The sequence below is a fragment of the Geobacillus sp. DSP4a genome, assembly GCF_013096875.1.
Classification (GTDB): Bacteria; Bacillota; Bacilli; order Bacillales; family Anoxybacillaceae; genus Geobacillus; species Geobacillus thermophilus.
Map to the genome: position 1 here is coordinate 35,920 of NZ_SDLD01000011.1, position 18,714 is coordinate 54,633.

19 protein-coding genes, 1 pseudogene and 1 riboswitch are annotated in these 18,714 nt (G+C 54.2%); of the genes and pseudogenes, 15 read left to right on the top strand and 5 right to left on the bottom strand.

The window, feature by feature from the left end:
* Window positions 1-460: 460 nt before the first annotated feature.
* The 4 genes and pseudogenes from ETC02_RS05845 to ETC02_RS05860 all read left to right on the top strand — a co-directional run.
* Window positions 461-892, top strand: a pseudogene (locus tag ETC02_RS05845) (2-dehydropantoate 2-reductase N-terminal domain-containing protein); the annotation flags it as partial.
* 236 nt (window positions 893-1,128) lie between these two features.
* The gene (locus ETC02_RS05850; protein ID WP_050368260.1) at window positions 1,129-2,796 is read left to right on the top strand and encodes a glycoside hydrolase family 13 protein; all 1,668 of its coding nucleotides are present in this window, start codon (window positions 1,129-1,131) and stop codon (window positions 2,794-2,796) included.
* Window positions 2,797-2,847: 51 nt separating this feature from the next.
* Window positions 2,848-3,384, top strand: a complete 537-nt coding sequence (locus ETC02_RS05855) for a YfiT family bacillithiol transferase (protein WP_050368261.1) — start codon at window positions 2,848-2,850, stop codon at window positions 3,382-3,384.
* Between the two features lie 211 nt (window positions 3,385-3,595).
* Window positions 3,596-4,801, top strand: coding sequence for an MFS transporter (locus ETC02_RS05860; protein WP_050368262.1), 1,206 nt, complete (start codon window positions 3,596-3,598; stop codon window positions 4,799-4,801).
* A 23-nt stretch (window positions 4,802-4,824) separates the two neighbouring features.
* On the opposite strand, the gene ETC02_RS05865 is transcribed toward ETC02_RS05860, so the two are convergent.
* Window positions 4,825-6,009 carry a class I SAM-dependent rRNA methyltransferase gene (locus ETC02_RS05865; protein WP_050368263.1) on the bottom strand — a complete coding sequence of 395 codons (1,185 nt, stop codon included), beginning with the start codon at window positions 6,007-6,009 and terminating at the stop codon, window positions 4,825-4,827.
* A gap of 143 nt (window positions 6,010-6,152) precedes the next feature.
* Window positions 6,153-6,260: riboswitch (TPP riboswitch) on the top strand.
* A 102-nt stretch (window positions 6,261-6,362) separates the two neighbouring features.
* Here ETC02_RS05865 and tenA point away from each other — a divergent pair.
* The 10 genes from tenA (at window position 6,363) to ETC02_RS05915 (ending at window position 15,406) form a co-directional block, all read left to right on the top strand.
* Complete coding sequence (tenA, locus tag ETC02_RS05870) at window positions 6,363-7,046, top strand: thiaminase II (RefSeq protein WP_033011043.1); 684 nt, start codon at window positions 6,363-6,365, stop codon at window positions 7,044-7,046.
* A 30-nt stretch (window positions 7,047-7,076) separates the two neighbouring features.
* A complete protein-coding gene (locus tag ETC02_RS05875) occupies window positions 7,077-7,667 on the top strand; it encodes an ECF transporter S component (protein WP_050368264.1) in 591 nt (196 codons plus the stop codon).
* Between the two features lie 12 nt (window positions 7,668-7,679).
* A complete protein-coding gene (locus ETC02_RS05880) occupies window positions 7,680-9,134 on the top strand; it encodes an ABC transporter ATP-binding protein (protein WP_033011046.1) in 1,455 nt (484 codons plus the stop codon).
* Complete coding sequence (locus tag ETC02_RS05885; protein ID WP_044745054.1) at window positions 9,131-9,913, top strand: energy-coupling factor transporter transmembrane component T family protein; 783 nt, start codon at window positions 9,131-9,133, stop codon at window positions 9,911-9,913. The genes ETC02_RS05880 and ETC02_RS05885 overlap by 4 nt, the downstream gene beginning before the upstream one ends.
* A 20-nt stretch (window positions 9,914-9,933) precedes the next feature.
* Window positions 9,934-10,557 carry a thiazole tautomerase TenI gene (gene tenI / locus ETC02_RS05890; RefSeq protein ID WP_050368265.1) on the top strand — a complete coding sequence of 208 codons (624 nt, stop codon included), beginning with the start codon at window positions 9,934-9,936 and terminating at the stop codon, window positions 10,555-10,557.
* Window positions 10,541-11,677: a glycine oxidase ThiO gene (gene thiO / locus ETC02_RS05895; protein ID WP_171698124.1), complete on the top strand. Its 1,137-nt coding sequence runs from the start codon at window positions 10,541-10,543 to the stop codon at window positions 11,675-11,677. The genes tenI and thiO overlap by 17 nt, the downstream gene beginning before the upstream one ends.
* Complete coding sequence (thiS, locus tag ETC02_RS05900) at window positions 11,674-11,877, top strand: sulfur carrier protein ThiS (protein ID WP_050368266.1); 204 nt, start codon at window positions 11,674-11,676, stop codon at window positions 11,875-11,877. Before thiO ends, thiS begins: the two co-directional genes overlap by 4 nt.
* Before the next feature lies 1 nt (window position 11,878).
* Entirely contained in the window at window positions 11,879-12,646 is a 768-nt protein-coding gene (locus ETC02_RS05905; protein WP_050368267.1) for a thiazole synthase, read from the top strand.
* Window positions 12,643-13,668, top strand: a complete 1,026-nt coding sequence (locus tag ETC02_RS05910) for a thiazole biosynthesis adenylyltransferase ThiF (RefSeq protein ID WP_050368268.1) — start codon at window positions 12,643-12,645, stop codon at window positions 13,666-13,668. Before ETC02_RS05905 ends, ETC02_RS05910 begins: the two co-directional genes overlap by 4 nt.
* A gap of 463 nt (window positions 13,669-14,131) precedes the next feature.
* The gene (locus ETC02_RS05915) at window positions 14,132-15,406 is read left to right on the top strand and encodes a hemolysin family protein (RefSeq protein WP_050368269.1); all 1,275 of its coding nucleotides are present in this window, start codon (window positions 14,132-14,134) and stop codon (window positions 15,404-15,406) included.
* 87 nt (window positions 15,407-15,493) lie between these two features.
* Here ETC02_RS05915 and ETC02_RS05920 read toward each other — a convergent pair whose 3' ends face one another.
* Complete coding sequence (locus ETC02_RS05920; RefSeq protein ID WP_011230133.1) at window positions 15,494-15,706, bottom strand: alpha/beta-type small acid-soluble spore protein; 213 nt, start codon at window positions 15,704-15,706, stop codon at window positions 15,494-15,496.
* A 288-nt stretch (window positions 15,707-15,994) separates the two neighbouring features.
* Here ETC02_RS05920 and ETC02_RS05925 point away from each other — a divergent pair, with 288 nt between their 5' ends.
* Window positions 15,995-16,237 (top strand): hypothetical protein, encoded by a 243-nt coding sequence (locus tag ETC02_RS05925; protein ID WP_033013856.1) that lies wholly within the window; start codon window positions 15,995-15,997, stop codon window positions 16,235-16,237.
* 54 nt (window positions 16,238-16,291) lie between these two features.
* On the opposite strand, the gene ETC02_RS05930 is transcribed toward ETC02_RS05925, so the two are convergent.
* The 3 genes from ETC02_RS05930 to ETC02_RS05940 form a co-directional block, all read right to left on the bottom strand.
* Window positions 16,292-17,404 carry an ABC transporter ATP-binding protein gene (locus tag ETC02_RS05930; protein WP_050368270.1) on the bottom strand — a complete coding sequence of 371 codons (1,113 nt, stop codon included), beginning with the start codon at window positions 17,402-17,404 and terminating at the stop codon, window positions 16,292-16,294.
* A 132-nt stretch (window positions 17,405-17,536) separates the two neighbouring features.
* Entirely contained in the window at window positions 17,537-18,427 is an 891-nt protein-coding gene (locus ETC02_RS05935) for a PucR family transcriptional regulator (protein ID WP_033011061.1), read from the bottom strand.
* An 82-nt stretch (window positions 18,428-18,509) separates the two neighbouring features.
* Complete coding sequence (locus ETC02_RS05940) at window positions 18,510-18,698, bottom strand: hypothetical protein (protein ID WP_033011064.1); 189 nt, start codon at window positions 18,696-18,698, stop codon at window positions 18,510-18,512.
* Window positions 18,699-18,714: the final 16 nt, after the last annotated feature.

Consider the following 18,714-nt stretch of genomic DNA (forward strand, 5'->3'; position numbering starts at 1 on the left):
CGCTGTCCATTCCAGCCTAGGCTTGGCTGTCAACTACCCCCACTTAGCTAACGCTTGAAGTGGGGGCTTGCAACTCCCCAGAAGTACAAGCGGACTTCGTCCTCCTTCCTTGACTTGGGGTTGCATCAGGGCAGGTTGACAACTACCCAACGACGCAGGTCATGCCTGCATCGTTACCGATTCTCTCGGTGTGTCTGTTGGCAGTACTTGGCTTCCACACACAACAGACGGATCTACGCTCGATGTTTTACGGTTACAACGTTTCCTGTAACCAACTCCATACATCGAGTAGCAGTTATTGGAGTGCCTTTATTAAACGGTTTTCTCCACGCCTTTATTATATCATACACAAAAGAAAAGGGGAACGCGCATTCCTCTCCCACTTACTCCCTTTGGTCGTTGAAGTGGGAGTCTCCTGCGCGAAATAGGATGAACATGTGGGAAAAGGGGGATACATAACATGCGCGTTCTTGTCGTGGGAGCGGGGGCGGTTGGCGGCTATTTCGGCGGACGCCTGCTCGAAAAAGGCGTCGATGTGACATTTCTCGTCCGTGAGCGGAGAAAGCGGGAGCTTGAGGAACGCGGGCTTGTCATCCGCAGCGTCCACGGCGATGCAGTGCTCGCGCCGAAACTGATCGCGGCCGGTGAACGGACGGAGCCGTTCGATCTTGTTGTGTTTTCAAACAAGGCGTATCATTTGGCGGGCGCCATCGCTGATGCTAAACCGTACGTCGGTGAGACAACGATGATTTTGCCACTCTTAAACGGCATGGCCCATATGGATGTGTTGCGGGAGTCATTTGGCGATGACAAGGTGTTGGGGGGGCTTTGTTTCATCGAAACGACGTTAAACGAAAAAGGGGAAATCGTTCAAACGGCTGTTGTTTTACGGGCGGCAATTGAAAACAACAGCCTAAAAATATTCATCAATCATTTTTTCGCTATATAGGTTGTAATAAAGAATTTGCGATCTCCATTCTTTACCTCCTGACAAGGTGACAGGAAGAGTAAACAATGCCATGTAAAACAAAATTGCAACGTATATAGTCTTGAAAAAGAGAGTTGTATATTTCCGTCATGTAGTGTACAGTGGATAGTGAAAACGTGTGCACAAAGGGGGAGGAAGCCTTGAAAAAAACATGGTGGAAAGAGGGCGTCGCCTATCAAATTTATCCGCGCAGCTTTATGGATGCCAACGGCGACGGCATCGGCGATCTTCGCGGCATCATCGAAAAGCTGGATTATTTGGTGGAGCTTGGAGTCGACATCGTTTGGATTTGTCCAATTTACCGGTCGCCGAACGCCGATAACGGATATGACATCAGCGATTATTATGCCATTATGGATGAGTTTGGAACGATGGATGACTTCGATGAATTGCTTGCCCAAGCCCATCGGCGCGGGTTGAAAGTCATTTTGGATTTGGTCATCAACCATACGAGTGATGAGCATCCGTGGTTTATCGAATCGCGGTCATCGCGCGACAATCCGAAGCGCGACTGGTACATTTGGCGCGACGGCAAAGACGGGCGCGAACCGAACAACTGGGAAAGCATTTTCGGCGGCTCGGCGTGGCAGTATGACGAGCGGACGGGTCAATATTATCTGCATATTTTTGATGTCAAACAGCCCGACTTGAACTGGGAAAACAGTGAGGTGCGCCAGGCGCTTTATGAGATGGTCAACTGGTGGCTGGATAAAGGTATCGACGGCTTTCGCATCGACGCGATCTCCCACATTAAGAAAAAGCCGGGTCTTCCCGATTTGCCAAACCCGAAGGGGCTGAAGTATGTACCGTCGTTTGCCGGGCATATGAACCAGCCTGGCATTATGGAATATTTAAGAGAGTTGAAAGAGCAAACGTTTGCGCGATATGACATTATGACGGTCGGCGAGGCGAACGGAGTAACGGTTGATGAGGCCGAACAATGGGTCGGGGAAGAAAACGGCGTGTTCAATATGATTTTTCAGTTTGAGCATCTAGGGCTATGGGAAAGGAGTGCGGATGGTTCCATCGATGTCCGCCGCCTAAAGCGGACGTTGACGAAATGGCAAAAAGGGCTTGAAAACCGCGGGTGGAATGCGTTGTTTTTGGAAAACCACGATTTGCCACGCTCCGTTTCGACGTGGGGCAATGACCGCGACTATTGGGCGGAAAGCGCCAAGGCGCTCGGCGCGCTCTACTTTTTCATGCAAGGGACGCCGTTCATTTATCAGGGGCAAGAGATCGGGATGACGAACGTGCGGTTCGATGACATCCGTGATTATCGTGATGTGTCCGCTCTTCGCCTGTATGAACTCGAACGGGCGAAGGGGCGGACCCATGAGGAAGTGATGAAGATCATTTGGCAAACCGGGCGCGACAACTCGCGCACCCCGATGCAATGGTCTGGTGCTCCAAACGCTGGATTCACGACAGGTACGCCATGGATCAAGGTGAACGAAAACTATCGTACGATCAATGTCGAGGCCGAGCGGCGCGACCCGAACTCGGTATGGTCGTTTTATCGACAAATGATTCAGCTTCGGAAAGCGAACGAGCTGTTTGTTTACGGAACGTACGATCTGCTTTTGGAAAACCACCCATCCATTTACGCGTACACAAGAACGCTCGGACGTGATCGCGCGCTTGTAGTCGTCAACTTGTCGGACCGCCCGTCACTTTACCGCTATGACGGCTTCCGCCTTCAGTCAAGCGATTTGGCGCTCTCGAACTACCCGGTCCGTCCGCATAAAAATGCGACGCGTTTTAAGCTGAAACCGTACGAGGCGCGCGTATACATCTGGAAAGAATAAGAAGGAATTTGCCTTTCTGTGTGGAATGAATACGGAAGGGAGATGATCAACATGGGGACGGTCGATCCGATTCGCTACCCGATCGGAACGTTTCAAGCGCCGCAGCAGTTTGAGGATGGGAAGGTGCAAGAGTGGATTGCTGCCATCCGCGGGCTGCCGAACGACTTAAGGGCCGCTGTTTCCGGCTTGAATGATGAGCAGCTCAACACGCCGTACCGCGACGGCGGCTGGACGGTGGCCCAAGTCGTCCACCATTTGGCCGATGCAAGCATGAACGCGTTTTTGCGCACGAAATGGGGAGTGACGGAAGACGACCCAACGGTGAAGCCGTTTGCGGAAAGCGAATGGGCGAAAACGGCCGATGCCCGCTCGCTGCCCATTGAACCGTCGCTTTTATTGCTTGACGGACTGCATGCACGGTGGACGACGCTGCTCGAGTCGATGACAGAAGCCGATTTTCATCGCCTCATCCAACCGGAAGGAGCGTTGCGGCCGATGCCGCTGTACGTATTGACCGCGCTGTATGCATGGCATGGCAGGCATCATACGGCGCAAATTGTGTCATTGCGGAAACGGAAAGGATGGTAAAAAGCCGCCGATTGGCGGCTTTTTTTTACTCGATCGGCCGCACCGCTTGGGGCGGCCGATATATAGGCTCGCTCCGGAGAAAAGCCGCCTTTGCGCGGCTTTTTTCAAAAAACGTGCTGGACAAACATTTTTGTTAAACGAAAGCATACAGTTATGCTATACTGACAAATATTAAGGGACACGAAATATATATCGTACAAGGGGGATCGGTATGAATGCGCAACAAAGGCAAATTGTTGCGGAACAGAAAGAAAAAATTTGGACGCGCAATTTTATTTTGATTTGCTTGGCCAACTTTTTCATTTTTCTTGGATTTCAAATGACGCTGCCGACACTGCCGCTGTTTGTCGAACACTTAGGCGGCAACGACCAGCTCATCGGCCTTGTCGTCGGGATTTTCACTTTTTCCGCACTTCTCGTCCGTCCGTTTGCCGGCCATGCGCTTGAGACGAAAGGGCGCCGGTTTGTGTTTTTATTGGGGCTTCTCATTTTTGTCATTTCGGTCGGTTCCTACAGCTTGATCTCAAGCATTTTCCTTCTCTTTTTGATGCGCGTCGTCCAAGGAATTGGCTGGGGGTTTTCGACAACCGCTTCCGGAACGGTGGCGACGGACATCATTCCGGCCAGCCGCCGCGGGGAGGGAATGGGTTATTACGGATTGTCAGGAAACATCGCCCTCGCTTTCGGTCCGTCGCTTGGGCTTGTGCTTGCCGCTATGATTCCGTTTAGCCATTTGTTTCTGATTTGCGCTCTGCTTGGCGTCGCTTCCGTATTGTTTGCGGCGGCCATCACCTATAAAAAAGTGGAGGGAAGGCCGCGCTATGAGACGAACAAGTGGGACCTTTACGAAAAAACGGCGCTCGTTCCGTCCGTGCTTCTCTTCTTTTTAACGGTGACGTTCGGCGGCATTGCTTCGTTTTTGCCGCTGTATACGGCGCAAAAAGGGATCGGCGGTTTGCAGCTGTATTTTTTGCTTTATGCGCTCGCCCTGATGGTGACGCGCACGTTCGCCGGCCAGCTGTATGACCGGAAAGGGCATCGGGCTGTCTTTCTCCCAGGTGCGGGGCTCATTTTGCTTGCGATGCTGCTGCTCGCCTGGCTGCCGGGGGAATGGGCGCTGCTTTTGGCGGCAGTATTGTATGGCTTCGGTTTTGGCATGGTGCAGCCAGGGCTGCAGGCGTGGTCGGTTGAGCGGGCCCCTGTTCATCGGAAAGGAATGGCGAATGCAACGTTTTTCTCCTTTTTTGATTTAGGCGTTGGCATCGGGGCGATGGTGTTTGGCCAAATCAGCCACTGGTTCGGCTATCCGAGCATTTATGTAGCCGCCGCCGGTTCGGTGCTTGTTTCCATGCTCGTTTACTTGAGCGTGCTGCGCAAAGAACAACCTCTTCATCCGCGGCAAGAAAGAAACGCTTAAGGTTTGTCCTTAAGCGTTTTTCTTTAGCGCCGCGAGTGCACTTCGTAGATGGCAAATTTTAAATAGTCGCCTTCATCGGCGGCAAGCAGTTTCGGGTGGTCATAGCCGGCGCCGTTCCAGTACACTTGGCGGAGCACTTTTTTGGCGTCAAACGCCGCATCGGCGATCATCTCTTGGAACATGTGCGGGCGAACATGGTACGAACAGCTCGACGTGACGAAAAAGCCGCCGTCTTTGACGAGTTTCAACCCGTTCAAATTGATGTCTTTATAGCCGCGCAGCGCTTTTGGCACCGCGTGGGCCGATTTGGCGAACGCCGGCGGGTCGATGATGACGACATCCCACTGTTTGCCGGCTCGCACTGCTTCGCGCAAGTAATCGAATGCGTTGGCGACGACAAATTCTACATTTGTGAATCCGTTTAAGGCCGCATTTCGTTTTGCCGTCTCAATTGCATGCTCGGAAATGTCGACGGCGGTGGCGTGCTTCGCTCCGTACAGGCAGGCGTTCAGCATAAATGAGCCGGTATGGGTGAAACAATCAAGCACCGTCGTCTCCGGGCCGATGAGCGGGCGGAGGGCGGCGCGGTTTTGCCGCTGGTCGAAGAAAAAGCCGGTTTTTTGCCCGTTTTCAATGTCGACAATGTATTTCACGCTGTTCTCCTCGATTTCCATCTCCGTCTCCGCTTCCCCGTACCAAAACCCTTTTTCCTGTTTGAGACCCTCAAGCTCCCGCACGGACACATCGTTGCGCAAATAAATGGCCCTTGGAGCGAACACGTCAAGCAAGCCGCGCAAAATCCACTCTTTGTGCACTTCCATCCCGAGCGCCAAAATTTGCACCACAAGCACGTCCTCATATTTATCGACGATGAGCCCCGGCAGAAAATCGGCCTCGCCGTAGACGGCGCGGCATGAACGGACGCCCGGGAGCATCCGTTCGCGATACGCCCAGGCGCGGCGGATGCGCTCAATGAAAAACCGCTCATCGAGCTCGTCATCCGGGTTTTGCGTCAACACCCGGACGATGATTTGCGAGGTTGGATTGATGTAGCCTTTCGCCAACCAGTACCCTTGATGGTTATAGACATCGACAAAATCTCCCGGTGTGATGTCACCCTCGATACGGTCGACTTCGCTCTGAAAAATCCATGGATGGCCTTGTTCGAGCCGTTTTTTTCGCTGCCGCTTCAAGATCACTTTCGCCATCAGTTCCAACTCCCATCCGGTAATCAATCGTTGCGCTTTTATCATAGCGAATTGCGGAGCGCGGCGCAATGACAGCCGGAAAAAAGGTTGACAACCGATGCGGCCGTGATATGATAAATGTAAAGAAAATTTCATCACGATCAGACATCCACTAGGGGGGCCTGTAAACAGGCTGAGATCAAAGTGTGACTTTGAGACCCTTAGCACCTGATCTGGGTAATGCCAGCGTAGGGAAGTGGAGGAGCTGCAGGCCGGCTTTGGCCGCATTGGAAAATCTGTATGCTCGCGCCGCTTTCTTTACGCGAATCGGTAAAGAAGGCGGCGCTTTTATTTTGGAAAAAGGGGGAATACGAATGTCGTTTGCAAGGCGCGTGCGCCAGGCGGCTGATCCGATCTGGCAGGCGAGTTTCCGTCACCCGTTTGTCAAAGAGCTTGGCGAAGGAACGTTGGATCGCGCAAAATTCCGCTATTATGTCATGCAAGATGCGTACTATTTGCGCCATTTTGCCCGTGTGCAGGCGATCGGGGCGGCGAAATCGCCGGATTTGGCGACGACGGCCCGGCTGGCGCACCATGCCCAAAGCACATGCGAAGCGGAATTGTCGCTTCATGAAACGTTTGCCGGACTGCTTGGCATCACCGAAGAGGAACGGGCTGCGTTCATGCCGGCGCCGACGGCTTACGCGTATACATCGCATATGTACCGGGCGGCGTATGAAGGGCATTTGGGCGATGTCATTGCCGCGATTTTGCCGTGCTATTGGCTGTATTACGAAATCGGTGAGCGGCTGAAAACGTGCCGGCCGAACGATCCGATTTATGAAAAGTGGATCAGTACATACAGCTCCGATTGGTTTCGCTCGCTTGTTGAGGAGCAGATCGACCGGCTTGACGCCATTGCCGCTGCCGTGACTGAGGAAGATCGGCGCCGGATGGAACAGCATTTTTTGATCAGCAGCGACTATGAGTATCAGTTTTGGGAGATGGCGTACCGACTGGAGCGGTGGCCATCGGCCGAGCTCGTGAAGAGCCGGTGAAACGGCGACAACACGAAAGGAGGAGTTTTCATGGGAACAACATCGAAAGGGTTGAAACTGGCCGATATTTTAACGACGATTGTCATTGCCGTTGTGTTCGGCGTCATTTACAAAGTGTGGGGGCCGTTGTATGAAGTGGTGAAAGTATTCGGGTTTCATGCCGATCAACTGATTTATGGCATGTGGTTTATCGCCTCCTCGCTTGCGTATTTGCTCATTCGCAAACCGGGGGTGGCGCTGCTTGCCGAGATCGCGGCTTCATCGGGCGAGTTGGTGATGGGGTCGCAGTGGGGGCTTGAGGTGTTCATTTACGGGATCGTACAAGGGCTGTTTGCCGAGCTTGTCTTTGCGGCGTTCCGCTATCAGCGGTTTGACGTGTTTGTCGTGTCGCTCAGCGCCGTCGGCGCGACGGTCGGTTCGCTGATCATGGACTTTTACAAAGGATATATCGAGGCGCTCGCCCCGTGGAACATGGCGCTCTTTTTGCTGGCGCGTTTTGTCGGCGCCGTTCTTATCTCCGGCGTGTTCGCCGTTTCGTTGGCCAAGGCGCTTGAGAAAACCGGGGTGACGCAAATGTGGCGGCCGGCTTCCAAAGAGGACTATGATGCGCTGAACCGGTAAGGGGAATGACCGATGAAGCAAGCCATTGTCATCGAACAGCTGCGCCTGAAGTTTCCCGGGCATAGCGACTTATTGTTCCGCGATTTGTCGCTGTCCGTTGCTGCCGGGGAGAAAGTGCTTCTCCTCGGCCCGTCTGGATGCGGCAAGTCGACGCTTTTGCAAGTGATGGCCGGCATCATTCCCCACTCGATCGACGTGCCGATGAAAGCCGGGCGCCTTGAGCGGCCGGAACGATGGGGATATGTGTTTCAAGATCCGGATACGCAGTTTTGCATGCCGTATGCCGATGAGGAAATCGCGTTTGCCCTCGAAAATCGAAGTGTGCCGCGCCGCGAGATGCCCGCCCGCATCCGCTTGCTGTTGGACCAAGTCGGGTTGGCGATCGAACCGCACACCGACATTCATACGCTTTCCGGCGGGATGAAGCAGCGGTTGGCGCTCGCTTCTGTTCTTGCGCTTGAGCCGGATGTTTTGTTTTTGGATGAGCCGACGGCTTTGCTCGATGAGGAAGGGACGAAAGCCGTATGGCAGGCGGTGCGGGATGTGAGCCGGGACAAAACGGTCGTCATCGTCGAGCATAAAATCAACCATGTTCTTGACTTCGTCGACCGGATTGTGTTGCTTGGCAGCGACGGGTGCATCATCGCCGATGGAGGAGCGAGGGAAGTATTTTCCCGATATAAGGACGTCATGACGGCGGAAGGCATTTGGCACCCGGACGTTTGGGAGGAATGCGGACCGATCGTGCGCCGGGAGGAAAGGCAGGAAGGCGAGGAGCTGATCCGCCTTCACCGTTTCCGCGGCTTTCGCGGCCGGGAGGTGAAAATCAGCGTACCGGAGGCGGTTGTGCGGGCGGGAGAATGGATCGCCGTCACCGGCCGAAACGGCGCGGGCAAAAGCACGCTTTTGCATGGGTTGATGCAACTGATTCGCACCGAAGGCGAATATACATTGTTCGGGGAGGATATCGAGCTCCGGCAGCCGCTTTACCGCCATATCGCGTTCGTGTTTCAAAATCCCGAATTTCAATTTGTCACCCATACTGTGCGCGATGAACTGGCGTATTCGCTGCGGCTTGAGGGGCGGTCTGAAGAGGAAATCAATGAGACGGTCACCCGCCTGCTCAGCGCGTTTGGCCTTGACGGAAAGGAAGAAGTGCATCCGTACCAGCTGTCAGTCGGGCAAAAACGGCGGTTGAGCGTGGCTGCTTCGATCGTCGCCGGCCAACGCCTCTTTTTGCTTGATGAGCCGACATTTGGACAGGATGCGAAAAACACGTTTGCGTTGTTGGCGATGTTGGAGTCATACCGCAGGCAAGGGGCGGCGATCATCATGGTCACCCACGACGAACAAATTGTCCGTCGTTTTGCGACGAGACGATGGGTGGTGGAAGACGGAGCGCTTGTTCGCGATGAGCGCCTCGCTGCTGTGGAGCCTGTATTGGCTGAAGGAGGAACATGGCGATGAACTGGGACATTCAGCGCCGTGAGACATGGCTTTATGAAGCGAACCCGAGTTTGAAGCTCATTGTGCTCGTCATGCTCTTTTTTGCGGTGTTGTTCATTCATAACCCGAACGTGCTCATCAATTTGTCGCTCGCCCTGTTCGTTTTGTTTTGCTTCGGCACCGGGTATCCAGCAAAGCTGCTTGTTTGGCTGTTTTTGCCGTTTTTCCTGATCTTTGTTTCCACTGCTTCATCGATGATGATGTTTGGCGAAGGGACGACAACGTGGTTTCGCTGGGGGCTCATCCACGTAACAGCGGAAAGCTTTTGGCGCGGCATGCATCTCGGATTTCGCGCCTTGGCGCTCGGGCTGTTAGGCTTGATTTTTTCCTTGACGACTCGGCCGGTGCAGCTGTTTTATTCGCTCATGCAGCAATTGAAGCTGAAACCGAAGTATGCGTACAGTTTTTTGGCGGCGGTCCGCCTGCTGCCGATCATGATTGAGGAGTTTCAAACGGTCCGGTATGCGCTGAGAGTGCGCGGCGTGCCAAACCGCGGCGGCCTTGGCAAAGTGAAGCGTTATGCCATCCCACTTTTGGCACAAAGCATCCGCCGCGCCCAGCGCATCGCCGTGGCGATGGAGGCGAAACAGTTTTCCAACAGCGGCCAGCGTACGTTTTATTATGAAATCAAGTTTGGCAAATGCGATATTTGGTTTGTCGTCTTGATCGTTGCGTTGTTGGTTGCCGCTTATTATGCGGGCGTCCATTACCCGTATATTTCAGTCCATGATGTACGGTAGGCAGAAAGAAAGGGATTGTGATGGGGGCTCTTCACTTCATTTCCACCGGGCGGCAAACAGCCGACGAATTCGCGGCCATTTGTGCGCGTATCCATCCGTATGCGGATGCCATTCACATTCGCGAGAAAGAAAAAACGGCGCGCGAAGTGGCCGAGTTTGTCACCGCGCTGCTTTACACCGGGGTGCCGCCGCAAAAAATCATCGTCAATGACCGTGTTGACGTCGCGGCCGTCTACGGTGTCGGCGGGGTGCAGATCGCGTATCACAGCTTGCCGGTGCATGCCGTCCGCCGTTCGTTTCCGGACTTGACAGTCGGCTGTTCCGTGCACAGCCTGACGGAGGCGAAGCAGGCGGAAGAGGACGGCGCTCACTTTTGCCTGTACGGCCATATGTTTCCGACTGCCAGCAAGCCTGGATTGCCGCCGCGCAGCATCGATTCGTTGCGGGAGATGGCCGCGTCCGTCTGCATCCCGGTTATTGCGATCGGCGGCATTCATGCCGGCAACGCCTGCCGGGTGATGGAGGCCGGTGCCGCGGGAGTGGCGGTGTTATCGGCTGTCTTTTTAGCGCCTGATCCGGTTGTGGAAGCAAGACGTTTGGCGCAAATCGTGAGAGGGGAGAGGAAAAATGGGGGCACATTATGATGTCGTCGTTGTCGGCGGCGGGGTGATCGGGGCGGCGACAGCTTTTGAGCTCGCCAAACGGCGGCACCGCGTGGCGATTTTCGAAAAAGGAACAATGGCCGGCGAAGCGTCAAGCGCGGCGGCCGGTATGCTGGGGGCGCAATCGGAGTTCGCCGCGCCGAGTCCGCTCATCCCGCTCGCCCTGCAAAGCCGGGCGCTCGTGCCGGCGCTCGCTGCGGAATTGCGGGAGAGAACCGGTATTGACATCGGACTTGTCGAAAAAGGGATGCTCAAAGTTGCGACGAATGCGGAAGAAGCGGAGGAGTTGCACCGCCATTATACATTTTGGAAGGAAATGGGTGAGATAGTTCACTGGCTGGCGGCAGAAGAAGCGCTTAAGCTGGAGCCGTGTCTTGCGGGCGAGGCGCTGGCCGGCGCCATGTACATTCCCGGAGACGGGCAAGTGAGCGCCCCGGATTTGGCTGCCGCTCTTGTTTCAGCCGCCGTCTCCGCCGGTGCGCATTTGTATGAGCATACGGAAGTGTTTGACATTCGTTCGGATGCCGGCGGGCATACCGTGGAAACAGCGAGCGGAACGTTCGCCGCTGCCGCTGTCGTGATCGCCTCGGGCGCCTGGGCGGCGCGTCTGGGGGCCGCGCTCGGGCTGCCGCTTTTTGTATTCCCGGTCAAGGGGGAATGCATCATGGTGCGTACGCCAACCCCGCTCGTGCAAATGACGGTGTTTGCGAAAAATGGCTGTTACATCGTGCCGAAGCGCGGCAACCGGCTGCTGATCGGTGCGACGTCCACGCCGGGGACGTACGACCGGCGCGTGTCAATAGCGGGGGTGATGAGCCTGCTTCGCCGTGCCGCCCGTCTGCTTCCAGATGTCGAACAGGCAGAATGGGTGAAGGCATGGAGCGGCATCCGACCGCAAACGAAAGACGGTTTGCCCTATATCGGCGAGCATCCAAAGCGGCGCGGGATATTTGTCGCTGCCGGCCATTACCGGAACGGCATTTTGCTTAGCCCGCTCACCGGCCGGCTGCTTGCCGACCTAGTAGAGCGGAAAGAGCCGGCGTTTGACTTGTCACCGTTTTCATTAACGCGTCACGCGGAAGAAAAGGTGGGGGTTGAATGAATTTAGTCATTAATGGCGAGAACGTTGTAGTGCCGGACGAAGTGAAAACGGTCAGCGATTTGCTCGCCCATTTTCGACTTGATCAAAAGCTGGCCATTGTCGAAGTCAATGTTCGCATTATTCAAAAGCATGAATACGCGGTGACGGCGTTGGCGGACGGCGACCGCGTCGAAATTGTTCATTTTGTAGGAGGCGGTTGAAATGCTGAAAATTGGTCCGTATGAATTCTCTTCGCGGTTGTTGCTCGGGACGGGCAAATATCCGAGCCTTGAGGTGCAAAAAGAAGCGGTGGAAGCATCCGGCGCAGAAATTTTGACCTTTGCCGTCCGGCGAATGAACATTTTTGCTCCGGAGCAGCCGAATTTTTTAGAGCAGCTTGATTTAAGCCGATATAAGCTTCTGCCCAATACCGCCGGGGCGAAAACAGCTGAGGAAGCGGTCCGCATCGCCCGACTGGCCAAAGCATCGGGGCTATGTGATATGATTAAGGTAGAAGTGATCGGCTGCGACAAAACGCTTCTTCCCGACCCGATTGAGACGTTAAAAGCAGCGGAAATGCTGCTGGAAGAAGGATTTATCGTCTTGCCGTACACGTCTGATGACGTCGTGCTCGCCAAGCGCTTGCAAGAGCTTGGCTGCCATGCCGTCATGCCGGGGGCATCGCCGATCGGGTCCGGGCAAGGCATCCTTAACCCGCTCAATTTGAGCTTTATCATCGAGCAAGCGACCGTGCCGGTGATCGTCGATGCCGGCATCGGCGGGCCGGCCGATGCGGCGCTGGCGATGGAGCTTGGCGCGGATGGGGTGCTGTTGAATACGGCCGTGTCCGGCGCAGCTGATCCCGTAAAAATGGCAAAAGCGATGAAGCTGGCGGTGGAAGCGGGACGGCTCGGTTATGAAGCCGGGCGCATCCCGAAAAAACGATACGCGTCAGCAAGCAGCCCAACGGAAGGAATGAGTGTTGTTTGAATGAACGGTATTCCCGGCAACAACTATTTGCGCCGATTGGCGAGGAAGGGCAAAAGAAAATACGGGAAAAGCACGTCGTCTTAATCGGCGCCGGAGCGCTCGGCACAGGAAACGCCGAAGCGCTCGTGCGCGCCGGCATTGGCAAACTGACGATCATTGACCGCGATTATGTTGAATGGAGCAACTTGCAGCGCCAACAGCTTTACAGCGAAGTGGATGCGAAAGAGCGGCTGCCGAAGGCGATCGCGGCCAAGCGGCGGCTCGAGCGAATCAACAGCGAGGTCAAGATCGACGCGATAGTCGGTGAGGCTGACGCCGAACAGTTGGAATCATTGGCTGTCGAACAGCGGCCCGACCTATTGATCGATGCGACGGACAACTTCGATGCGCGCATGATCATCAATGATGTTGCCTACAAATATGGCATTCCGTGGATTTACGGCGCCTGCGTCGGCAGCTATGGATTAAGTTACGCGTTTATTCCCGGACGTACCCCATGTTTATATTGCTTGCTTGAAACGGTGCCGCAAGGGGGATTGACATGCGACACGGCCGGCATTATCAGTCCGGCAGTGCAGATGGTCGTCAGTTACCAGGTGGCTGAGGCGTTGAAAGTTTTAGTCGAGGACTGGTCGGCGCTGCGCGGCAAGCTCGTTTCGTTTGATCTTTGGACGAATGAATACGCAGCGATTCGCATTGACGCGGTCAAAAGAGACGACTGTCCGACGTGCGGACATCGTCCATCTTATCCGTTTCTTTCTTATGAACATCAGACGAAGACCGCTGTGCTGTGCGGGCGCGACTCGGTGCAAATTCGCCCGTCTTCCCGGCGCCAGTACGATGTAAACGAATTGGCATCTCTTTTTCGCCGCCAAGGGCTCCGGGCCGAAGCGAATCCGTATCTCGTCTCCGTATCGCTCGGCGCCAAGCGGCTTGTCGTATTCGCCGACGGGCGCGCGCTTGTGCACGGCACAAAGGATGTGAACGAGGCGAAAACGATTTATTACCGTTATTTAGGATGAAAACGGGGACCTCTTTTTTTGAGTCCCTGTTTTTTTCAGTCACAAAACTGTCAAAAAGCCGTCTTGTTTTCCCTGCTTTTCCCGCTATCCATATAGTACGATGAAGGTAAGAAGGCAAAGGGAGGGAAGATGGATGGCTGAGTGGTCTGTCACGTTGAACATCGCCTCGTTGGTAGTGCTTGTCTACTTTGTTGGCTCCTGCTGGATCGAATCGTAAAACGCGCCGGCGCACCTCGGCGCGTTTTTTGAGGTGGATTTATGGTAGTATATGGAAAGTAATTCCTCCCGCTATAGTCAGCTGGCGAAAAATTTGTTATATTTAAGGTAAGGAACGGAAACGGCTGCCGATAGCCGCGCAGCCTCATTCCGCCCGATGCCGAAAGTTTTGCTTCAGCAGGCATGTTTTGGGAAAGGAATGGATATGAATAACATAGTCATGTTCCGATAGGAGTGTGAAGATTCGTTGGAAGAGTGGCCGTTAAGGTTGTTCGGTTGGTTTTTCCTTTTCTTGCTCGCGAACGCATTGTTTGCATCGGCTGAGGCGGCGTTTTCATCCGCCAGCAAAACCCGGTTAAAACACTACGCGGAAGAGCATTCAAACAACAAGCGGCTTCAAGCAGTGGTCGGGCATCTTGACCGTGCATTGTTAGCGCTTGCTATGGCCAGCCGTCTAACAGGCATCATCGCGGTGGCGCTATTTATCGAGATCGCTGCTTCTCTGCTTGGGGAGCAGACCGGTTTATTTGTCGCCATTGCGGTCATGACCGTTTTGTCTGTCGTCTTCGGTGAAATTTTGCCAAAATCGATGGCGAAAGAGTACGCGGAGCCGCTCGCCATCCGGTATGCCGGCCTGGCCTATGGGCTGATGAAGCTCATGGCGCCGATTACGGCATTGTTTCAAGCCCTGAAAGAGCGTATGACCCGGCGATTCGCCAACGGGGCTGCCGTGCCGGCCGTCACGGAGGAAGATATTAAGGTGATGGTCGAGCTGAGCGAAGAAGAAGGGGTTATCGACAACAAGGAAAAAGAGCTGATTCAACGTTCGCTCGATTTTGATGAAATTTTAGTCGGAGAAATTTTTACGCCGCGCGCCGATATGGTGGCGGTCGAGGTCAACCAGCCGATTGAAGAGATTCGCGATGTATTTTTGGAGGAAAAATATTCCCGAATCCCGGTCTATGAAGGGGATATTGACAACGTAATCGGCATTTTGTCGGAAAGCGACTTTTTCAGCGAACTTGTCCAAAAGCGTGACGTGTGCGTCCGCGAGCTGTTGCGCCAGCCGCTGTTTGTCGTCGAATCGATGAAAGTGTCCGATTTGCTGCCGGAGCTGCAAAAAAGCAAAGTGCATATGGCGATCGTTGTTGACGAGTTCGGCGGCACGGCCGGCTTGATTACGCTTGAGGATATTCTTGAGCAAATCGTCGGCGAAATATGGGATGAGCATGATGAAGCGGTAAAAACCGTGCGTCAAATCGATGAACATAGTTTTGAATTCAGCGCTGAACTGCCGCTTGACGAATTTTGCGAAGTGATGAACATCGACGTGCCGGAAAGTGAATCGCATACGTTGGGCGGCTGGATTTTTGAAATGTTGGAGCGCATTCCGGCGGTCGGCGAAACGTTGCAATACGGCCCGCTGACGTTGACCGTCCGCCAAGTCGACAACCGTCGCATCCGCAAAGTGCTTGTTTCCTTGAGCCAGCAACCGCTCGCCGAGCAGGCGGGGGGCGTCTAGGCGCTTTCGGACCGCATGAATATAGAAGAGCCCCAGGCTGACTGCCTGGGGCTTTTGCCATCTATTATGAAGTTGTCTGTCAACCGGTTATTGAATGTTGCCGAATTGGCCGCCGAGTTGTTGTTGAGCCATCGCTACAAGGCGTTTGGTAATTTCCCCGCCGACCGAACCGTTTGCGCGCGAAGTCGTGTCAGCGCCAAGGTTCACACCAAATTCTTGGGCGATTTCGTACTTCATTTGGTCGATCGCTTGTTGGGCACCAGCGACGAGCAGTTGGTTATTGTTGTTGTTGCGTGCCATAGTTGATCATCTCCCCTTAGAAATTTTGATGGCTGGGTTGGCTGGATTTGCACCAGCGCTGCACGCGAAGAAGCGTGCTGCCAAGCTTGGCTGAACCCAACGGCCCACCTGCTTTTGCGTTCGCCAGCGAAAGTGTTTTGGCAGGCGGCCTGTTTCGCTGGCGGTACTCATAGTTTGGAACGTTTTTTGCCCGTTATTCACTGCGATAATATGGTAATTTTTTACGTTTTATCGACGCCATCATTAGGAAATAGTAAAAGTAAGAGGCATCTTAGAGGAGGAAGCAGCATGAATGTGTGCCCGCTTTGCAACGGGCTGCGCCGGGTGACAGTGTATTGCAGCTATTGCCGGCAGCCGATGGAAGACCAAGGGAAAGTGACGGATTATTTCGATGACTACAGTCCGTACATGGATGCGGATGTGATGAAGCTTGCTGACGGTTACCCGCACACATATCGAAACCATGAATGCGTCCATCTGTTCTATTGCCCGCACTGCCGGGAGGAGGAGGTGCGGTTCATTAAAGAATAGGCTCTAGCGATGCGCTAGAGCCGAATGAGTCTATATACAAACAATGGGGGGAGCTTACTTCTCATCCGCCGCCCGGATGCGCCGCTCCGTCTCGACGTCGAAGAAATGCGCTTTGTTCATGTCAAGCGCAAGGTCGATGCGGTGGCCCGGCTTGATTTCCGTGCGGGCGTCAATGCGGGCGACAAACTCCTGGCCGCCGATGTTTGAATAAATCATCGATTCGGCGCCAAGCAGCTCAGCGACTTCAACATGCGCGGTAATTTTTGTCGTTGGCGATGCCTCCAAGAAGAGGGGCTCATCATGAATGTCTTCCGGACGGATGCCCAAAATGACTTCCTTGCCGACGTACCCTTGGCTGCGCAGCACTTTCATTTTCCCTTCTGGCACGCCGAATGTCGTCTGGCCGACGACAAACTTGCCGTCTTGCAGCGTTCCTCTAATAAAGTTCATCGCTGGCGAGCCGATAAAGCCGCCGACGAAGATGTTTTCCGGTTTCTCATACACTTCGCGCGGCGTTCCGACTTGCTGGATGACGCCGTCTTTCATGACGACGAGGCGGGTGGCCATCGTCATCGCTTCCGTTTGGTCATGGGTGACGTAAATCGTTGTCGTTTCAAGACGCTGATGGAGTTTGGCGATTTCCGAGCGCATTTGCACGCGTAATTTGGCGTCCAAGTTTGAAAGCGGTTCGTCCATTAAAAACACTTTCGCATCGCGGACGATGGCGCGTCCCAATGCTACGCGCTGCCGCTGCCCGCCGGAGAGCGCTTTCGGTTTGCGGTCCAAATATTGCTCGAGCCCAAGAATGCGCGCCGCCTCGCGGACGCGTTTGTCAATTTCCGCTTTCGGGAATTTGCGCAGTTTTAAACCGAACGCCATGTTGTCATAGACGCTCATATGCGGATAAAGGGCGTAGTTTTGGAATACCATGGCAATATCGCGGTCTTTGGGCGGTACATCGTTCACTCGTTTTCCATCGATGTAGAGATCGCCTTTAGAAATTTCCTCCAGGCCTGCAATCATCCGCAATGTTGTCGACTTGCCGCAGCCGGACGGACCGACAAAGACGATGAATTCCTTATCTTGAATATGTAAGTTAAAATCTTTTACAGCCGTGACGTTGTTATCGTAAATCTTATACACATGATCCAACACGAGTTCCGCCATCACGAATCCCCCTGTATTGAAATCGTTTTCTCACACTCATATTATATAGATGAATGTAAATATTCGTAAATGGACAAGGTGCACAAAAAAAAGCCGCCCGTTTTCGGCAACATGACGGGGAAGCGTCCGCTGCTACGCACGGCGTTGGTGCAAAATAGCCAAATAGGCAGCCGCGGCGCCTTTAAACCGCTTGATGTCAATGCCGGTTTGCTCGGCCCATTTGTCGATCCGATATTGCAAGCTATTGCGGTGCATATATAGTTTTTTCGCCGCCATGGAGACGTTTAAATTGCACTCTAAAAATGTTTCCATGGCGCGCACTTCCTCTTCGCCCAGCCCATCGAGAAACGATAAAATTTGCCCTGTCTTGCCGTCGTCTGCTGCGCTTTCAAGGAGTGGAAGCGGAATGACGTCCTCCCATTCGTACACCGTCTGTTTCGGCCAAAAGCGCCGGGCGGCGGCAAAACATTGCTGCTCGAGAAGGAACGACTCGTACAGCTCCCCGTTCACCGGGCGAACGGGGCCGATCAGCAAATGCATCGTCGCATAAAAATCGGCGGCGAGCGCATCCGCCATTTCGGCCAGCAAGAGCGGCTCGGCCGTCCGTTTTTGTTTGGCCTCAATCAGTAGCCCGCGCTTGTCTTCATTCCAAACGATCAGCACCCGCGAGGCAAATAGGTTGTGGATCGTTTCGGCAAATTCCTGTTTGTTGGCGATCGGGCGATTGACGAGAAAATGAATGAACCGGCAGTATGGGGCAGAGAGCATCGCAGGAGCGTCGGGGCGGCCGGTGGCCATCCATTGTTTCCACGCCCGTTCTTCTTCGCTTTCCGGCTCCCGCCGGCGGTTGGCTGGGGTCAATAACAGCGCCAACAGCTGCCGCTCTCGTTCCGTCAACCGCTCTTTGGCGATGCCCACCTCATCGCCCCCGGCGGTGTAAAACCATTCGTACGCCTCGGGATCGGCCGGTTGACCGTTGATGATAATGTCCCCTTTATAAAGTGATTCGAGCTCTTTTAACATCACGGCGCCCCCTTTTCTACCTTTTTTCATTCATTATAACAGAAAGGCCGATTTTCCTGGTGGACAGGAAAATCGGCTCCGTTTACTCGCCGGCGTCGTATGGCGGTTCTTCTTTGACCAGGTCGCGCGCTTCTTCGATGTTGACCTCATCGCCGCGGCCGTGCACGACGCCGCCAGCCATCCCTTCATTAATCATGCGGTCAATATCCATGTAATATTCATCGCGCCCCTCATATAAGGCGTCTTGGCGCCCCGCTTCGTTCCGCTCCATGGTTTCGCTCCTTCCT

Coding starts and splice junctions, on each gene's coding strand:
- ETC02_RS05855 (WP_050368261.1), top strand. CDS start 2,848: ATGGGGACGGTCGATCCGATTCGCTACCCGATCGGAACGTTTCAAGCG.
- ETC02_RS05860 (WP_050368262.1), top strand. CDS start 3,596: ATGAATGCGCAACAAAGGCAAATTGTTGCGGAACAGAAAGAAAAAATT.
- ETC02_RS05865 (WP_050368263.1), bottom strand. CDS start 6,009: ATGGCGAAAGTGATCTTGAAGCGGCAGCGAAAAAAACGGCTCGAACAA.
- tenA (WP_033011043.1), top strand. CDS start 6,363: ATGTCGTTTGCAAGGCGCGTGCGCCAGGCGGCTGATCCGATCTGGCAG.
- ETC02_RS05875 (WP_050368264.1), top strand. CDS start 7,077: ATGGGAACAACATCGAAAGGGTTGAAACTGGCCGATATTTTAACGACG.
- ETC02_RS05880 (WP_033011046.1), top strand. CDS start 7,680: ATGAAGCAAGCCATTGTCATCGAACAGCTGCGCCTGAAGTTTCCCGGG.
- ETC02_RS05885 (WP_044745054.1), top strand. CDS start 9,131: ATGAACTGGGACATTCAGCGCCGTGAGACATGGCTTTATGAAGCGAAC.
- tenI (WP_050368265.1), top strand. CDS start 9,934: ATGGGGGCTCTTCACTTCATTTCCACCGGGCGGCAAACAGCCGACGAA.
- thiO (WP_171698124.1), top strand. CDS start 10,541: ATGGGGGCACATTATGATGTCGTCGTTGTCGGCGGCGGGGTGATCGGG.
- thiS (WP_050368266.1), top strand. CDS start 11,674: ATGAATTTAGTCATTAATGGCGAGAACGTTGTAGTGCCGGACGAAGTG.
- ETC02_RS05905 (WP_050368267.1), top strand. CDS start 11,879: ATGCTGAAAATTGGTCCGTATGAATTCTCTTCGCGGTTGTTGCTCGGG.
- ETC02_RS05920 (WP_011230133.1), bottom strand. CDS start 15,706: ATGGCACGCAACAACAACAATAACCAACTGCTCGTCGCTGGTGCCCAA.
- ETC02_RS05925 (WP_033013856.1), top strand. CDS start 15,995: ATGAATGTGTGCCCGCTTTGCAACGGGCTGCGCCGGGTGACAGTGTAT.
- ETC02_RS05930 (WP_050368270.1), bottom strand. CDS start 17,404: ATGGCGGAACTCGTGTTGGATCATGTGTATAAGATTTACGATAACAAC.
- ETC02_RS05935 (WP_033011061.1), bottom strand. CDS start 18,427: ATGTTAAAAGAGCTCGAATCACTTTATAAAGGGGACATTATCATCAAC.
- ETC02_RS05940 (WP_033011064.1), bottom strand. CDS start 18,698: ATGGAGCGGAACGAAGCGGGGCGCCAAGACGCCTTATATGAGGGGCGC.